At 61.2% G+C, this 15,988-nt stretch carries 11 protein-coding genes; 10 read left to right on the top strand and 1 reads right to left on the bottom strand.

Annotation, left to right across the window (positions count from 1 at the left end; all coding sequences use genetic code 11):
- Positions 1–105: 105 nt before the first annotated feature.
- The 10 genes from urtB (at position 106) to ureC (ending at position 8,936) form a co-directional block, all read left to right on the top strand.
- Positions 106–1,602: an urea ABC transporter permease subunit UrtB gene (gene urtB, locus ACYZT1_RS03505; RefSeq protein WP_462017696.1), complete on the top strand. Its 1,497-nt coding sequence runs from the start codon at positions 106–108 to the stop codon at positions 1,600–1,602.
- Positions 1,602–2,681, top strand: coding sequence for an urea ABC transporter permease subunit UrtC (gene urtC / locus ACYZT1_RS03500; protein ID WP_462017695.1), 1,080 nt, complete (start codon positions 1,602–1,604; stop codon positions 2,679–2,681). The genes urtB and urtC overlap by 1 nt, the downstream gene beginning before the upstream one ends.
- Complete coding sequence (gene urtD / locus ACYZT1_RS03495) at positions 2,678–3,538, top strand: urea ABC transporter ATP-binding protein UrtD (protein ID WP_462017694.1); 861 nt, start codon at positions 2,678–2,680, stop codon at positions 3,536–3,538. Before urtC ends, urtD begins: the two co-directional genes overlap by 4 nt.
- Positions 3,539–3,680: 142 nt before the next feature.
- Entirely contained in the window at positions 3,681–4,379 is a 699-nt protein-coding gene (urtE, locus tag ACYZT1_RS03490) for an urea ABC transporter ATP-binding subunit UrtE (RefSeq protein WP_462017693.1), read from the top strand.
- 30 nt (positions 4,380–4,409) lie between these two features.
- On the top strand, positions 4,410–5,249 hold the full coding sequence (locus tag ACYZT1_RS03485; protein WP_462017692.1) for an urease accessory protein UreD: 840 nt from the start codon (positions 4,410–4,412) through the stop codon (positions 5,247–5,249).
- A gap of 158 nt (positions 5,250–5,407) precedes the next feature.
- A complete protein-coding gene (gene ureA / locus ACYZT1_RS03480) occupies positions 5,408–5,710 on the top strand; it encodes an urease subunit gamma (RefSeq protein ID WP_462017691.1) in 303 nt (100 codons plus the stop codon).
- 9 nt (positions 5,711–5,719) lie between these two features.
- Complete coding sequence (locus ACYZT1_RS03475; RefSeq protein ID WP_462017690.1) at positions 5,720–6,253, top strand: GNAT family N-acetyltransferase; 534 nt, start codon at positions 5,720–5,722, stop codon at positions 6,251–6,253.
- A 6-nt stretch (positions 6,254–6,259) separates the two neighbouring features.
- Positions 6,260–6,793, top strand: coding sequence for a GNAT family N-acetyltransferase (locus ACYZT1_RS03470; RefSeq protein ID WP_462017689.1), 534 nt, complete (start codon positions 6,260–6,262; stop codon positions 6,791–6,793).
- Positions 6,793–7,098 (top strand): urease subunit beta, encoded by a 306-nt coding sequence (locus ACYZT1_RS03465; protein WP_462017688.1) that lies wholly within the window; start codon positions 6,793–6,795, stop codon positions 7,096–7,098. Before ACYZT1_RS03470 ends, ACYZT1_RS03465 begins: the two co-directional genes overlap by 1 nt.
- A 137-nt stretch (positions 7,099–7,235) precedes the next feature.
- Positions 7,236–8,936, top strand: coding sequence for an urease subunit alpha (gene ureC, locus ACYZT1_RS03460; RefSeq protein WP_462017687.1), 1,701 nt, complete (start codon positions 7,236–7,238; stop codon positions 8,934–8,936).
- 51 nt (positions 8,937–8,987) lie between these two features.
- Here ureC and ACYZT1_RS03455 read toward each other — a convergent pair whose 3' ends face one another.
- Positions 8,988–15,941, bottom strand: coding sequence for an NEL-type E3 ubiquitin ligase domain-containing protein (locus ACYZT1_RS03455; RefSeq protein ID WP_462017686.1), 6,954 nt, complete (start codon positions 15,939–15,941; stop codon positions 8,988–8,990).
- Between the last annotated feature and the right edge of the window lie 47 nt (positions 15,942–15,988).

The following is a 15,988-nucleotide window of genomic DNA, read 5'->3' as shown; positions in this document are numbered from 1 at the left end:
CTGTGGGAGCGAAGCTTGCTCGCGAAGGGGACCGCCACGCCGCCAGAAGCTTCGCGGGCAAGCCACGCTCCCACAGGGTTCCTCATCGCCTTTCAGGACGTCGCCATGTCCCTTTATCGACTGTTTCTTGTCTTCGCGTTTTTGTTGCCGATGGCCGCACACGCCGGCGACGCCGAAGACTTTGTTGCCGCCAATCCCGTGCAGCAGGCCAAACTTCTGGAAGCCTGGGCCGCGCAACCCGATCCGGCCCGTATCGAGCTGATCAACGCCCTGCAACAGGGCGTAATCAGCGTCGATGGCCAGCCGAAAACCCTGCGCCTGAACAACCGCCTGCGAGGTCTGATCGACACCGCGCTGGCCAGCCATCAGCTGCTCGCCGCCGACGCGAAAATCCGTCTGGGCGCCGCGCAACAACTGCAAAAAAGCGCCAAACCGGCGCAGCTCAAATTCCTCGACCTGCAGCTGGCCAACGAAAAAGACCAGACCGTTCACTCGGCGCTGAGCCTGGCCCTGGCCAACCTGCAACTGGTCGACAGCGACCCGGGCGTGCGTCTCGCCGCTGTGCGACTGCTCGGTGAAACCGGCGACCCACTGGCGCGCACGCGCCTTGAAGGTTTGCTCGAACCGGGCGTCGAAACCGACGCCACAGTGCACACCGCCGCCGAAACCAGCCTCGCTCAAGTCAAACGCAAACTGCTGATCGGCGAAATGCTCGGCCAGGCGTTCAGCGGCATGTCGTTGGGCTCGATCCTGCTGCTTGCCGCCCTGGGCCTGGCGATCACGTTCGGACTGCTTGGCGTGATCAACATGGCCCACGGCGAGATGCTGATGCTCGGCGCCTACTCGACGTATGTCGTGCAGTTGATGTTCCAGCGCTACGCCCCGCAGGCCATCGAGTTCTATCCGCTGATCGCCTTGCCGGTGGCCTTTTTCGTCACGGCCGCCATCGGCATGGCGCTGGAGCGCACGGTGATTCGCCACCTCTACGGTCGGCCGCTGGAGACCCTGCTCGCGACATGGGGCATCAGCCTCATGCTGATTCAGCTTGTCCGATTGGTGTTCGGCGCGCAAAACGTTGAAGTGGCCAACCCGGCGTGGCTGTCGGGCGGCATTCAAGTGCTGCCGAACCTGGTGCTGCCCTACAACCGCATCGTCATCATCGCGTTCGCGCTGTTCGTGGTGGTGCTGACCTGGCTGCTGCTGAACAAGACGCGCCTGGGTCTGAACGTGCGCGCCGTCACGCAGAATCGCAACATGGCCGCTTGCTGCGGTGTGCCCACCGGCCGGGTCGACATGCTCGCCTTCGGCCTCGGCTCGGGCATTGCCGGTCTCGGTGGCGTCGCCTTAAGCCAGATCGGCAACGTCGGCCCCGACCTCGGCCAGAGCTACATCATCGACTCGTTCCTGGTGGTGGTGCTCGGTGGCGTCGGTCAACTGGCGGGCAGCGTGCTGGCCGCCTTCGGCCTGGGCATCGCCAACAAGATTCTCGAACCGCAGATCGGAGCGGTGCTCGGCAAGATCCTGATCCTCGCGCTGATCATTCTGTTCATTCAGAAACGTCCGCAAGGCCTCTTCGCACTGAAAGGACGGGTGATCGACTGATGAATCAACCCCTAATGCTCACGGCCACACAAAAGGCCGGTCCAAAAGTCACGATAGCAGTGGGTGCGGTCATCCTCGTTCTGCTGCTGGCGTTGCCATTGCTTTCACTGTTACCTGCCGACAGCACGTTTCACGTGTCGGCCTACACCCTGACGCTGGTGGGAAAGATTCTGTGTTACGCCATCGTCGCTCTGGCACTGGATCTGGTCTGGGGTTACGCCGGTCTGCTGTCCCTCGGCCATGGCCTGTTTTTCGCCCTCGGCGGTTACGCGATGGGCATGTACCTGATGCGCCAGGCCTCGGGCGATGGCTTGCCGGCGTTCATGACGTTTTTGTCGTGGACCGAATTGCCGTGGTACTGGACCGGCACCAGCAGTTTTCTCTGGGCGATGTGCCTGGTCGTCCTGGCGCCCGGTCTACTGGCGCTGGTGTTCGGTTTTTTCGCTTTCCGCTCGCGGATCAAGGGCGTGTATTTCTCGATCATGACCCAGGCGCTGACCTTCGCCGGCATGCTGCTGTTCTTCCGCAACGAAACCGGATTCGGCGGCAACAATGGCTTCACCAATTTCCGCACGATTCTCGGTTTTGGCATCACCGAACCCGGCACGCGCGCCGTGCTGTTTTTCGCCACGGTGGTGTTGCTGGTGGCCAGCCTGTTTATCGGTTGGCGATTGGCGCAAAGTAAATTCGGGCGGGTGCTGACGGCGTTGCGCGATGCGGAAAATCGTCTGATGTTCTGCGGTTACGACCCGCGCGGTTTCAAGCTGTTCGTGTGGGTTCTGAGCGCGGTGTTGTGCGGTCTGGCCGGGGCGCTGTACGTGCCGCAAGTCGGCATCATCAACCCCGGTGAAATGTCGCCGACCAACTCCATCGAGGCCGCCGTGTGGGTCGCGCTGGGTGGACGCGGCACGTTGATCGGGCCGCTGCTGGGCGCCGGCGTGGTCAACGGCATGAAGAGCTGGTTCACCGTGGCGTTTCCGGAATACTGGCTGTTCTTCCTTGGCGCGCTGTTCATCATCGTGACGTTGTACCTGCCCAAAGGCGTGATCGGTCTGCTGAGAAAAAGGGGCGAACAATGAGAATTACGCCAACCGCCGAATTCATGCTCGAACCGGTACTGGAGCCCAACAAGGATGCCGGCAGCAGCCGCGATGCCATCGGCCTCGGCCAGCGCGCCGGCAAGGGCCTGAACACCCGCCACGGCACGATCCTGACGCTGGAAGACATCAGCGTCAGCTTTGACGGTTTTCGTGCACTGAACAATCTGAATCTGTACATCGGCGTCGGTGAATTGCGCTGCATCATCGGCCCCAACGGCGCGGGCAAGACCACGCTGATGGACGTGATCACCGGCAAGACCCGCCCCAGCCATGGCAAGGCCTGGTTTGGTGAAACCCTCGACCTGACGCTGATGAGCGAAGTGCAGATTGCCCAGGCCGGGATCGGCCGCAAATTTCAGAAACCGACTGTTTTCGAGGCGCTCAGCGTGTTTGAAAATCTCGAGCTGGCGCAAAAGACCGACAAGTCGGTATGGGCCAGCCTGCGCGCGCGGATGAGTGGCGAACAGAAAGATCGTATCGCCCAGGTATTGGAAACGATTCGCCTGACCAGCTCGGTCAATCGTCCCGCAGGCTTGTTGTCCCACGGCCAGAAACAGTTCCTGGAGATCGGCATGCTGCTGATGCAGGACCCGCAACTGTTGCTGCTCGACGAACCGGTCGCGGGGATGACCGATGCGGAAACGGAATTTACCGCCGAACTGTTCAAAAGCCTCGCCGGCAAACATTCGCTGATGGTGGTGGAACACGACATGGGCTTCGTCGGCTCGATTGCCGATCACGTCACTGTGTTGCACCAAGGCAGCGTGCTGGCGGAAGGATCGCTGGAGCAGGTGCAGGAAAACGAGCGGGTGATCGAGGTTTATCTCGGTCGCTGAACACGGTGAAATTCGCCTTATGTGGGAGCGAGCTTGCTCGCGATTACGGTATATCCAGCGCCATCGATTGTTGTGTGTGCCGACGCCATCGCGAGCAAGCTCGCTCCCACAGGGTTCTGTTGAGACACAAAGGAATTGGAACATGCTGCAAGTCGACAAGCTTCACCAGTACTACGGCGGTAGTCACATCCTGCGGGGCCTGACGTTCGAGGTGAAGGTCGGCGAGGTCACGTGCCTGCTCGGGCGCAACGGCGTCGGCAAAACCACGCTGCTCAAATGCCTCATGGGTTTACTGCCCGCCAAAGAAGGCGCGGTGAATTGGGAAGGCCAGCCAATCACCACGTTCAAGCCGCATCAACGGGTCCACGCGGGCATCGCCTACGTGCCTCAGGGCCGGGAAATTTTCGGGCGCCTGACCGTTGAAGAAAACCTGCTGATGGGCCTGTCGCGATTCCCGGGCTCCGAAGCCAGGGAAGTGCCAGCATTCATTTACGAGCTGTTCCCGGTGCTGCTGCAAATGAAGCAGCGACGTGGCGGCGACTTGTCCGGTGGTCAGCAGCAGCAACTGGCGATCGGTCGCGCACTGGCGAGTCGGCCCCGCCTGCTTATTCTCGACGAGCCCACCGAAGGGATTCAGCCGTCGGTGATCAAGGAAATCGGCGCGGTGATCAAAAAACTCGCGGCGCGCGGGGACATGGCGATTTTGCTGGTAGAACAGTTCTACGATTTCGCTGCCGAACTGGCCGATCAATACCTGGTGATGTCGCGGGGCGAGATCGTGCAGCAGGGTCGCGGTGAACACATGGAAGCCGAGGGTGTGCGCGGCCTGGTTACGATTTAATCTGTAGTCTCCTGACGATAGCCGGACATCATGAATTTACCTGCTTCCACTGCCCTGTTTACCCCGAGCTGGAACGCCGAACTGGAGCTGGGCTATGCGCGATTTGGCGACAGCACGCGCCCGGTCCTGCGTCGGCACCAGGGTCCGTTGCGCGTGCAAAAGCATTTGTATGCCGAAGGCCCACACGTCTGCCAGCACATCATCGTTCACCCGCCCGGCGGCATTGCCGGGGGTGATCGGCTAGATATTTCGGCACACGTCGGCGCCGATGCCTGGGCGCAAATCACCAGCCCCGGGGCGGCCAAGTGGTATCGCGCGGCGGGGCCGGCCTATCAGAAACTCATCCTGCAAGTGGCCAACGGCGCGACGCTGGAGTGGCTACCCCAGGAGACAATCATCTTCAGCGCTGCTCAGGCTGAACTCAGTACGAGCATTGAGCTGGAAGGTGACGCGCGCCTGTTCTACTGGGACGTCGTGGCACTGGGTCGCCCGGCCAGCGGCGAGCGTTTCGAGCGCGGGCATTTTCAGGCACAACAGGAGATCCGTCGCGACGGCCAGTTGCTCTGGCACGAACGCCAGCGCATTGTCGGCGGTGACGGGTTGCTCGATTCGCCGATCGGTCTGGACGGGCAACCGGTGTTCGCGACGTTGTTGGTGACCGGCGAGATTGACAGCGAATTGCTCGAACGATGCCGCTCGCTGCCCAATGAAGTGCGCGGCGATCTGACCCAGTTGCCGGGCTTGCTCGTCGCCCGCTGCCTGGCCAGCGAGGCGCTGTTGGCCCGCGGTTGGTTGATTGATTTGTGGCGGTTGCTCCGGCCTGCATTGCTCGGCCGCGAAGCCGTCCCGCCCAGAATATGGAGCACGTGAGCACAAACCCCTGTAGGAGTGAGCCTGCTCGCGATGGCGTCGGCACACACCACATTGAAGTCGCCTGATTGACCGCCATCGCGAGCAGGCTCACTCCCACAGGGGGGATGTATGTACAGATCTGAATACCTTTTTATCTGCCCAGATGGATTCCAACGATGGACCTGACCCCACGCGAAAAAGACAAGCTGCTGATTTTCACCGCCGGCCTCGTTGCCGAGCGGCGTTTGGCGCGCGGCGTCAAACTCAACTATCCGGAAGCGATGGCGTACATTTCCGCAGCGCTGCTCGAAGGCGCTCGCGACGGCCAGACCGTCGCCGAGCTGATGCACTTCGGTACCACCCTGCTGACCCGCGAGCAAGTGATGCAAGGCATTGCGGAAATGATTCCAGAGATTCAGGTCGAGGCGACCTTTCCCGACGGCACCAAACTGGTCACCGTTCACCAACCGATCGCCTGAGGCCGCGCCATGACTTACCACATCCGCGATGCACGGGACGCCGATTTGCCGGCGATCCGCGACATCTACAACGATGCCGTGCTCAACACCACGGCAATCTGGAACGAACAAGCTGTGGACCTGGGCAACCGTCAGGCGTGGTTCAGCGCCCGGCAGTCTCAGGGCTACGCGGTGCTGGTGATTGTCGACGGTGACGACGTCGTACTGGGCTACGCCTCCTTCGGTGACTGGCGCCCCTTCGACGGCTTTCGCCACACCGTCGAACACTCGGTCTATGTGCGCAATGATCAACGCGGCAACGGCCTCGGTCCGCAATTGATGACCGAGCTGATCGAACGCGCCAGGCAATGCGATAAACACGTGATGGTTGCCGCCATCGAAAGCGGCAACGCCGCCTCCATTCGTCTGCATCAACGCGCCGGTTTTATCACCACAGGACAGATGCCCCAGGTGGGCACCAAATTCGGTCGCTGGCTGGACCTGACCTTCATGCAACTGACCCTGGATCCTGGCGCGGAGCCCCCGCCTGCCAGCAAGGAGTAACGTGCGATGAACGATGCCCAACTGCGCCGCGTCAACGCTGAAAGTTTTGCGCATTATCGCCAGGGCCTGATCGATCTGCTGCTCGACGCCGTCGGTTATGGCGCGAGTGTCGGCTTCATGGCCGATCTGGACGCCACTCAGGCCCGTGCCTGGTTTGATGACGTTCAGGACAACCTGAACAAGGGCAACGTGCTGCTGTGGGTGGTGGTCAAGGACGAACAGGTGCAGGCCAGCGTGCAACTGGCGCTGTGTCAGAAAGCCAATGGCTTGAACCGCGCCGAAGTGCAAAAACTGCTGGTGCGCGAACAGGCGCGCCGGCGCGGGTTAGGCCAGCAATTGATGACAGCGCTCGAAACAGCTGCGCTGCAGCACAAGCGCGGCATGCTCTTTCTCGACACCGAGGCTGGCTCACCCGCCGAAGATTTCTACAAGGCCTTGGGCTACACCCGTGCGGGTGAAATTCCCGACTACGCCTGCGACCCGAGCGGCCAGTACAGACCGACCGCGCTTTATTACAAAATCCTGCAAGGAGCCCATTGATGATTCCCGGTGAATACCAGATCCAGCCCGGCGACATCGAACTCAACGTTGGCCGCCGAACGATCAGCCTGAAAGTGGCCAACAGCGGCGACCGGCCGATCCAGGTCGGCTCGCATTATCATTTTTTCGAAACCAACGACGGCCTGACCTTCGACCGCGCCGCCAGCCGCGGCATGCGCCTGAACATCCCCGCCGGCACCGCCGTGCGCTTCGAGCCGGGGCAGAGTCGGGAAGTCGAGCTTGTCGATCTGGCGGGATTGCGCCGGGTGTTTGGGTTTTCGGGAAAAATCATGGGCGACTTATAGGTCGACTTCAGTAGCAAGTTACAAGCTTCAAGCTACAAGCTACAAGCTACAAGTAAGAGCAGTTCGCAGCGCCCTTGTCTGATTTTACTTGAGGCTTGCAGCTTGAGGCTTGAAGCGCAATTACGAGGAACGAGTGATTGAAAATTTCCCGTCAAGCCTACGCCGACATGTTCGGCCCCACGGTCGGCGACAAGGTTCGCCTGGCCGACACCGAGCTGTGGGTCGAAGTCGAAAAAGACTTCACCACCTATGGCGAGGAAGTGAAATTCGGTGGCGGCAAAGTCATCCGCGACGGTCAGGGCCAAAGCCAGCTCCTGGCCGCCGAAGTCGTCGACACGGTCATCACCAATGCGCTGATCATCGACCATTGGGGCATTGTCAAAGCAGATGTCGGCCTCAAGGACGGACGCGTTGCCGGCATCGGCAAGGCGGGTAATCCGGATGTACAACCGAACGTGACCATCGCCATCGGCGCCGGCACGGAGGTCATCGCTGGCGAAGGCATGATCCTCACCGCCGGCGGCATCGACGCCCACATCCATTTCATTTGCCCACAGCAGATCGAAGAAGCGCTGATGAGCGGCGTCACCACCATGATCGGCGGTGGCACCGGCCCGGCCACCGGCACCAACGCGACCACCTGCACCTCCGGTGCGTGGCACCTGGCGCGCATGCTTCAGGCCGCCGATGCCTTCCCGATGAATATCGGCCTGACCGGCAAGGGCAACGCCAGTTTGCCGCAGCCGTTGATCGAACAGGTCAAGGCCGGCGCCATCGGTCTCAAGCTGCATGAGGACTGGGGCACCACACCGGCCAGCATCGACAACTGCCTGAACGTCGCCGACGAATACGACGTGCAGGTCGCGATCCACACCGACACCCTTAACGAATCCGGCTTCGTCGAAACCACCCTCGCCGCCTTCAAGGGCCGCACCATCCATACCTATCACACCGAAGGCGCCGGCGGCGGCCATGCGCCGGACATCATCAAGGCCTGTGGTTTTCCCAACGTACTGCCGAGCTCGACCAATCCGACACGACCGTTCACCCGCAACACCATCGACGAACACCTCGACATGCTGATGGTGTGCCATCACCTGGACCCAAGCATCGCCGAGGATGTGGCGTTCGCCGAAAGCCGCATTCGCCGCGAAACCATCGCCGCCGAAGATATCCTGCACGACCTCGGCGCCTTCTCGATGATCAGCTCCGACAGCCAGGCCATGGGCCGGGTCGGCGAAGTCATCACGCGCACCTGGCAGACCGCCGACAAAATGAAAAAACAACGCGGCCCGCTGCCCGGTGACGGCGCGGGCAACGATAACTTCCGCGCCAAACGTTACATCGCCAAGTACACCATCAACCCGGCAATCACCCACGGTATCAGTCATGAAGTCGGTTCGGTGGAAGTGGGCAAATGGGCCGATCTGGTGCTCTGGCGTCCGGCTTTTTTCGGGGTCAAACCGACGCTGATTCTCAAGGGCGGGGCCATTGCGGCCAGTTTGATGGGTGACGCCAACGCCTCGATCCCGACGCCGCAACCGGTGCACTATCGCCCGATGTTCGCCAGTTACGGCGGCTCGCTGCATGCCACCAGCCTGACGTTCATCAGTCAGGCGGCGCAGGCGGCAGGTCTGCCGCAAGCCTTGGGATTGAAGAAGAAAATCGCCGTGGTCAAAGGTTGCCGCGATGTGCAGAAGACCGACCTGATACACAACGATTACTTGCCGAAGATCGACGTCGACCCGCAGACCTATCAGGTCAAGGCCGACGGCGTATTGCTGTGGTGCGAGCCGGCAGAAACGCTGCCAATGGCGCAGCGTTATTTCCTGTTCTGAACACATGAAGGCGCAGCCCGGCGCCGCTGACCGCGACGCCAGGCACGTGTATCAGCCCCGTAGCCCCGCCGACGTTCCGGGCTGCGGCTCATCAGGGGCGGCAGGTTGCGTTTCGCCTGTCTCCTGGCGCGACAACTCGATCAGCTTCTCGCTCCGCTCAAGGCCCAGTTCGACTTCCACTGCGTCCAATGCATCCAGGTACGCGCTGCTCGCGAAGTCCGAATGAGCGTCCTCCACTCGGCCTTTCTTTTCAGTAGCACTTTGCTCCAGTGTGCGGAACGCCTCGGGGTATTTCTCTTCCAGGTAAGCAATCCAGTACGGACGATCCAGCAGTTCTTCATAAAACTGTCTCGACTGTTCCGCCTCGCGCACCTGACGGAGGGCGCTCGCCCACGTGTCCCCGGTGATGGGTCTGCCATACCTCATGTTTTTCGGTTGCGCCGGCAGGTCCAGAGCTTCCTGCAGGCCGATCCGATACTCCAGGCGCGCTTCCGCCGGATCGTGGCGATACAGCGGCGACTTTTTCGCCAGCTCTTCAACCCGGTCCAAACGGAATAACTGCCGGGACAGTTTCAGCAGGGCGGCGCCTTTCTCCACCAGGTTGGCGCGGTCAATATCGAGCAGCGCGTTGTGCGCGTAAACCCAGATCTCCAGCCCGCTAAAGGTGAGTATTCGACCATCGGCACAGGTGCCATGGCTATTCGAGGCGGCGAACAGCGTCTCCCTGAGTTCGGCATCACTCGCGGCCGCCTTCAGCACCTCCCAGACCCGACGCGTGAGGTCGGCACGGGCGAGATTGAACTCTTCGGTGTCCTGCAATCGCAACAGCAGATGAAAGAACGCCTCGTGACCCGGTTCGGCCTCCAGGTCATCCCACAATGCCTGGTGCTCAGCCAGCGCATCTTCCTCGATGGCAGTGAACCAGGGTGCGCGCTCTTCAGGCAGCGCAGGCGCATCAGGCAATTCCTCGTCGGACTCGACAGCCTCGGCGCTACTGAACTCATCGTCCTCATCTTCGATCATTGCCTCGAGATCGTCCGGTGAAAAACCCAGCGCACCGTTGCGCCCGCCACTCTGAGCATAAGTGCGCAGGCGCTCGACACTGTCCTGCGACAGATGGAAGTTGTCGGAGAGGTCCGTGCCGGCCATCAACAGATCATGGCTGCCATTGAGTGCCTCGGGCGGGACGGAGGTGATGTCGTTGCCACTCAGGTTGAGGGTCTGCAGGCTGGGCACCTGCAGCGCATTGTCGGGCCACTCCGTCAGGCGATTGTTACGCAGGTCCAGCGTTTGTAGCCCCGGGAACCGGCCGACATCGAAAACCTGCAGGTTGTTATGACCCACATCCAGCCACTGCAGGTGCTGCAGACGGGTCGCCGACTGATACAAGGCGTCGGGAGCAAGGAGGCCGGTGCTCGACATCTCCAGCCATTGCAGCTGAGTCATGCTTTCGACCGCCTCAGGCACGGTCAGCAGAGCGTTGGCATTCAGGATCAGTGCATGCAGCTGATTGAAGGCCCGCAGAAAACCATTGGATCCTTGCTGCGAAAGTCTCACACCCGTGAGGTTGAGTGTATCGACATGGGGAAACGGTGTCGGCAGCTCTGGGAGGTCGCCCACTTGCAGGCCGTTGAGATTGAGCTCGGCTTCGGCACTGCCTTCGATAAACAAACCCTCGCGCCAGCATTGCATGATGCGTAGCCCGGCCAGACGACGGTTTTGCGCAGAGATTATCCAGTCACGGCCCCTGGTTTCGCGAATGTACAACCAGTCGTTCAAGCGACGGGTCAGCGCTTCGTGGGTCCGGTTCCAGCCATTGATTCGTTCGTGCAGTGCGGGTTCCGAAGCACCGCTGGCACGCATCTCTTCGATCAGCGGCCTTGCCTCGTCGGGCTCCAGTGCCGGGCACAGACGCTGCAAACGCTGTTCCAGCGACAGCGCGCTCCCGACGGGTTCAGGGGGCAGCAAGGGCAAGAGATGCTGGCTGATGGAAGCGCCACTCTCCCCAGGCGGAAACTGCTCCGGCACCTCGTCCAGGGCGAACCGGCTCAGTGTGCCCTTGGTTAGCCCTTTGGCCTGCTCGACCCGCTGTAACGCCGTGTTAAACGCGACTTGCGCCGGCTCGGTCAATGCTGCACCGGTCAGGTTGACACTGAGCAGCACCGAATCGCTGGCCAGCATCGTTGGCGGCAAGGTGGTCATCGCGGTGGCACGTAAATCCAGCCAGGTCAGGTTGGCCAGGTTCTCCGCGCCCGTTGGCCAGGCTTCCAGCGGCGTGCCCCGCAAATCCAGCGACTCCAGACGATCCAGACCGCCGACGTCCAGGCGGGTCAGCTGGCTACCGCGCAGATTCAAATGTTGCAGGGCGGGCAAATCCCCGGCCGTCAAAGGCAACGCGGTCAGGCTGCTGTTGCTGAGGTCCAGCGTTCGCAGGCCGCGAAATCCGCGGACGAACTCGCCCACTTGTTCATCAGGGGCGCGCAGCCAGGTAAGCCGCAGGGTTTGCACATGGCTGAAGGCTTCGACAGGCAATCGTGGCAGCGTGTTTTGTTGCAAGAACCCGAGATCGAGCACCGTGGACGCAGTCATGTGGCCATACAGCAGATCCAGATTGGCTGCCCGGCCTGTCGACCCGTAACGAAGATACAGACCATTACGCCAACAGGCGCGCAAGGAGGCCGCCGCCAACGAGGTGCTTTGCGAGGGCTCGACAGTGAGTTCCCACGCACTCATCTGGCGTTCGAGCGCGGCATGCTGTGAACTCAGCGCTTCGATGGCGTCGAATCTTGCCTGTGGATCTGGCCAATGCTCCACAAAACGGTTGTACAGAACATCGGAGCCCAGGCTGCTCAGCCGCCGCAGTTCACCTTTGCAATAGTCCCCGACCATTTCCGCCAGATCGATCAAGTGACGGGGCTGACGGCTGACGAATTCGTAGACCGGTTTGAATACCTCACGAGGGAATGTCGACCAGTCCAGCGACAGTCCGGAAAGCAGACGGTCATGCCCCGTGAAAATATCCTCGGGCAATGCGCCGATGGCTGTGCGCCTGAGGTTCAAGCGTTCCAGTCGCGGCAGGTCAAGCACGCCTGCGGGCCAATGAGTCATTTGCGGTTCAACCACCTCTAGCCGGCGCAGACGGGTAAAGGCGCTGAAATCCATGACCGAGCCGGTGTCGACGTGAGCGATGCTGAGCAGACTGAGTTCCTCAAGGGAAGTCAGGGTGCTCAGACGGGTGATCAACGCTGGCGTGAGCCGAGCTGCCATGGTGAGGTTGGTGAGTCGTGGCAAACTGCGCAGCACCTCGAAAATAGCCGGTGTTTCAGCGGCGCGCGCAATCAAATTAAGCTTTTCAACGTTGGGAAAGCGTGGCAGCAGAGCCTCCGGACCCGATGCCATCAACACCAGCTCACGCACGTGAGGAAACTCGGCGGTGATTGTTGGCAGCGGATCAACCAGCGAAATCTCAAGTCTGGCGAAGCGCGGGTCTTCATCGGCCAAGGGCGCGCCGCGCCAGGACGCCTTGATATTTTGCGCCGCGGCGCGGATGCCGAAAGCCGGGTGTGCCACGCCTTGAGGGATGGGCCGCACCCACTCATCAAGCGTTGCCTCAAGAGTCTCCCACTCGCGTAGCCGCTCTTGCAGGTGACCGTAAATCTGCGCGTCGCTGTAGCCGGCGCGACGCAGTTTGAGCAGGTAGCCGTTGGCTTGCTGATCGGTCAATGCCGGATAGACCACCTGCACGCGCGAAGTCAGAGAGACGTCCATACCCGGCCCGTCACCGCTGGCGTAATAACCCACACGCGCGTCTCGCAAGCGCGCGGGTGGCTTGATTGGACTGGAGGACGGTCGGCGCTGCTCCAGCATCGGCGCGAGATCGGCGCGATGCTTCACGGCGGCGTCGATGATGGCGTTACGCAGCGCCGGATTCTGATGGGTATGAGGTAAACCCAGGGCCTGGCGAGCGTCGTCGGGCAAGGCATGCATGAGTGACTGGTAAAAATTGTCGCCGTACCTGGGCAGACTGTTGAGGGTCTCCCCCCGCTCGTTGTACGCCTGATAAAACGGTCCCTTCTTCACCAGGTATTTATGGGCCATGGCGGACTCGCTGCCAATGCCGTCAAGCAAGGTCCCACCAATGTGGCCGTCACGGATTTCCAGGCGCAACTGATCCGACCAGCCGGGCAGTTTCTCCAGGGCGTGCAACGCCAATCGCTTGCTGTCGGCCGACGCCATGTTTTCCATATGCAGGCCGGCATAGGCGCGGCTGAGTCGGCCCTGTTGAACGTGCCAGCGGGCCTGCTCCTGCAGGGCGAGCGGCACGCGTCCTGTGGTCTGCAGCCGGGAAAGCTGTTCACCGCTTGCCTCGGTCAGCACCGCCTGTGCAGCCGGCTCGCTGAGACCGGGATGAAGCCGTTGCAACGTCGCGACGTCGGCGTTGGGCGTGGTCATGCCGGCATAAAGGTGCTCGAATACTTGCGCCTGTCGAACCTGGACAAAATCGGCCAGCTGCTTTCTGAACTCTGCAACCCGGCCTTCGCGGACCCTGGCAGGCTCGCCGCCAAGCAGGCTATTGATCTCGGATTCATCGAGCGCTGCAAGGATGCGCCCGGGCAGTTCACCCTTCATGACAGCGGCCCGGCTGATGCGGATCACAGGCCTGCGCCTGCCGCGCTTCACTAAACGCTCCGTGCCGTACTTGACCGATGGCCCGGTCAGCGCCGGGTCTTCGAATACTTCCAGCACGCGACCGGCCGGCCAGCGCGGCAGCTCGCTCATCAGGGGCAACGTCGACAGGTAGCGGGCGTCGATGGACTCGCCGGTCGCCACCTGTTGGATTACCGCCGCCAGATCGCGCTGCACCTCGAACAGCCGCAGGGTATCGCGCAGTTCCGCAGGTGGCGGCTGGTTGTCCAGGTGCATCTTGCGCAACACGTTGTCACTGACGCCGCTGATATCCGCGGCTTCGAGCAACTGCTGATCGGTGAGCACGTCGGTCACAGGCCCCATGCGCCGCAGCAGGGTCAAACGATCCCAGGTGAGTGGGCGCTCCAGGGTATGCCGCCAGGCACCCGCGCCGTTGTGATTCAACATCGGCTGATAGGCCCGGGGATTCGTCGGATGTTTGATGCGCCAGCGCTGGACCGATGCGTCCCGGGTTGTCTCGTAGACCTTGCCCGACTGCCGGATGTACGTTTTGCCGTCGAGCTGATATTGCCCATGCGCATTCGGGCCGGTAGCGCCATCGAGATTGACCGGGCTTTCATAGCCCTTGAGTTCTGGTCGCCATAACCGGGGCTGGCCGTCCGCAACCGTCACCGGGTCCAGCCGCTCGATCAGCGGCACGGCCTCGACCGCCGTCAGTTTGGCAAAACCTTTTCCAGCGGCGGCCATCACCGCCAGCAATGCGAGGTTTTCCGCCACGTCGACCAAGTGCGCCTTGGCCGCTTTACGGTCTCCCTCGCTCCACTCGATCGCGCCTTCAAAGGTTTCCTCCAGCAGTTGACCGGCCATCACCACCATCATGACTTCGCCCAACACCGGGACGAACATGGACACACCCGTCAGCACCAGCATGCCGATGTTCAGCAGCCGTGAGAATTTCTCCGATCGCACCCTGGCATCCACGTCGGCTGTAGGCACCGCGTGGCTGCGGGCGTCGGCGATGACTTTGTCGCGATGTTGCTCGAACAGGTACGTCCAGAGATCGACGTTGTCCAGCCAAAGGCCTCCACCCTTTTGCGTGATACTGGTGGCGCCAATATATGGATCGTTGTTGGGCCCTTTGGGCGAGGGGCGCGCAGGCGGCAGCTCCTTGATGCTGGTAAACAGGCCGAACGGACTGATGCCTTTCAATAGCTCATTCAACAGCGAAGCATAGGGTGTGAGGTTCTGACTGAAGGCGCTATTAACGTCGACGGTGAACTGGTTAAAGTAATCGGGACGGTCGGCATAAGCGACAAACTGGCTGAAAAAGCGTTGGTAGGCGGTCGGTGCTGGATCGCCGGATGCGTGGCCGTCCCGGTCGGTGAATCGCTGCTTGAACAGCGCACGCATCTCGGAAAAAGTGAGGCGTTTCAGGGGGTGGTAGGGATCATTGGGAATGTAAAGAATCAACTCGTCCGAATAGCGATATTTTTCGCAGATCGTAAAAACCACGCAACCGGTCATGCGGTGTTTCATCAAGCTCAGGTCCCGAAACCAGACCTGTTTTTCACCTTGGCGCGGCTGTAATTCCCCGTCGATAACCGACAGGATCATGCTGTAGTCGCGCGGCTCGATATCCTTGGTCAACAGCGCCATTTCAGCCGCCGCACGCAACGCGGTTTTTTGCGCGGTGGTAAATTTTTCACGCAGGACCTGCTCCGCCACGGCGTCATCTGGCTCAAGGTAGCGTTTGAGGTAGTCCTGATATTGGGCGCCGATGTCCAGTGAACGACACAGCCTGATGAATTGCTCCACGGTCACAGAGGTGTCCGCTGCTTTAAAGGTGCCTGGCGTCGAGGTTTCCAGCAGAAAACCAGACGATCTGTGGAACGCGCCGTCCTCACTCTCCGATGCTTCGAAATTGTGCAGGGCAGCCTGAAGCAGCGGCAGCTTCAACACCTCGAAGCTGCTCACGTCGATACCAAGAACACCCAGTTCCACGGATTTCCTGAGCAACAGGAAGGTTTTGTTGACGTCCAGTTGCGCATTGAGCTGATCCTTCAACGCCTTGCTCAGCAAAGGTTCGGCGAAGGTGTCGATGTCTTGCAACCCCGCCATGGCCTTGTCCAGGCGGGTTTGTGCGGCGAAGCTGGCGACCGCGCTGTCGTTCAAGGCTTTGCGTTGCATCGGCGTTGCATGCTGATAAAAGTCTGGCAGCGGCGCAGGGGTATCCTTGAGCTGCTGGCGGCGTTGCGCGGTTGCTGCGGTCAGCCAGCCCGGAACCGTGCTTTCCAGCAGCGGGCCGTGCAGGCTTCGGGAAACCGCAAAGCGGTTCGGGCGGGCGGGGTGGCCGTACATGGCGTCTCTCCTTGTTCAAGTGGAGGGCTAGCACACCATGTCCGGCG

It is taken from the genome of Pseudomonas sp. PB3P13, from assembly GCF_054897735.1.
The sequence above is the reverse complement of the archived record's forward strand: the minus strand, read 5'-3'. Positions and strand labels throughout refer to the sequence as shown.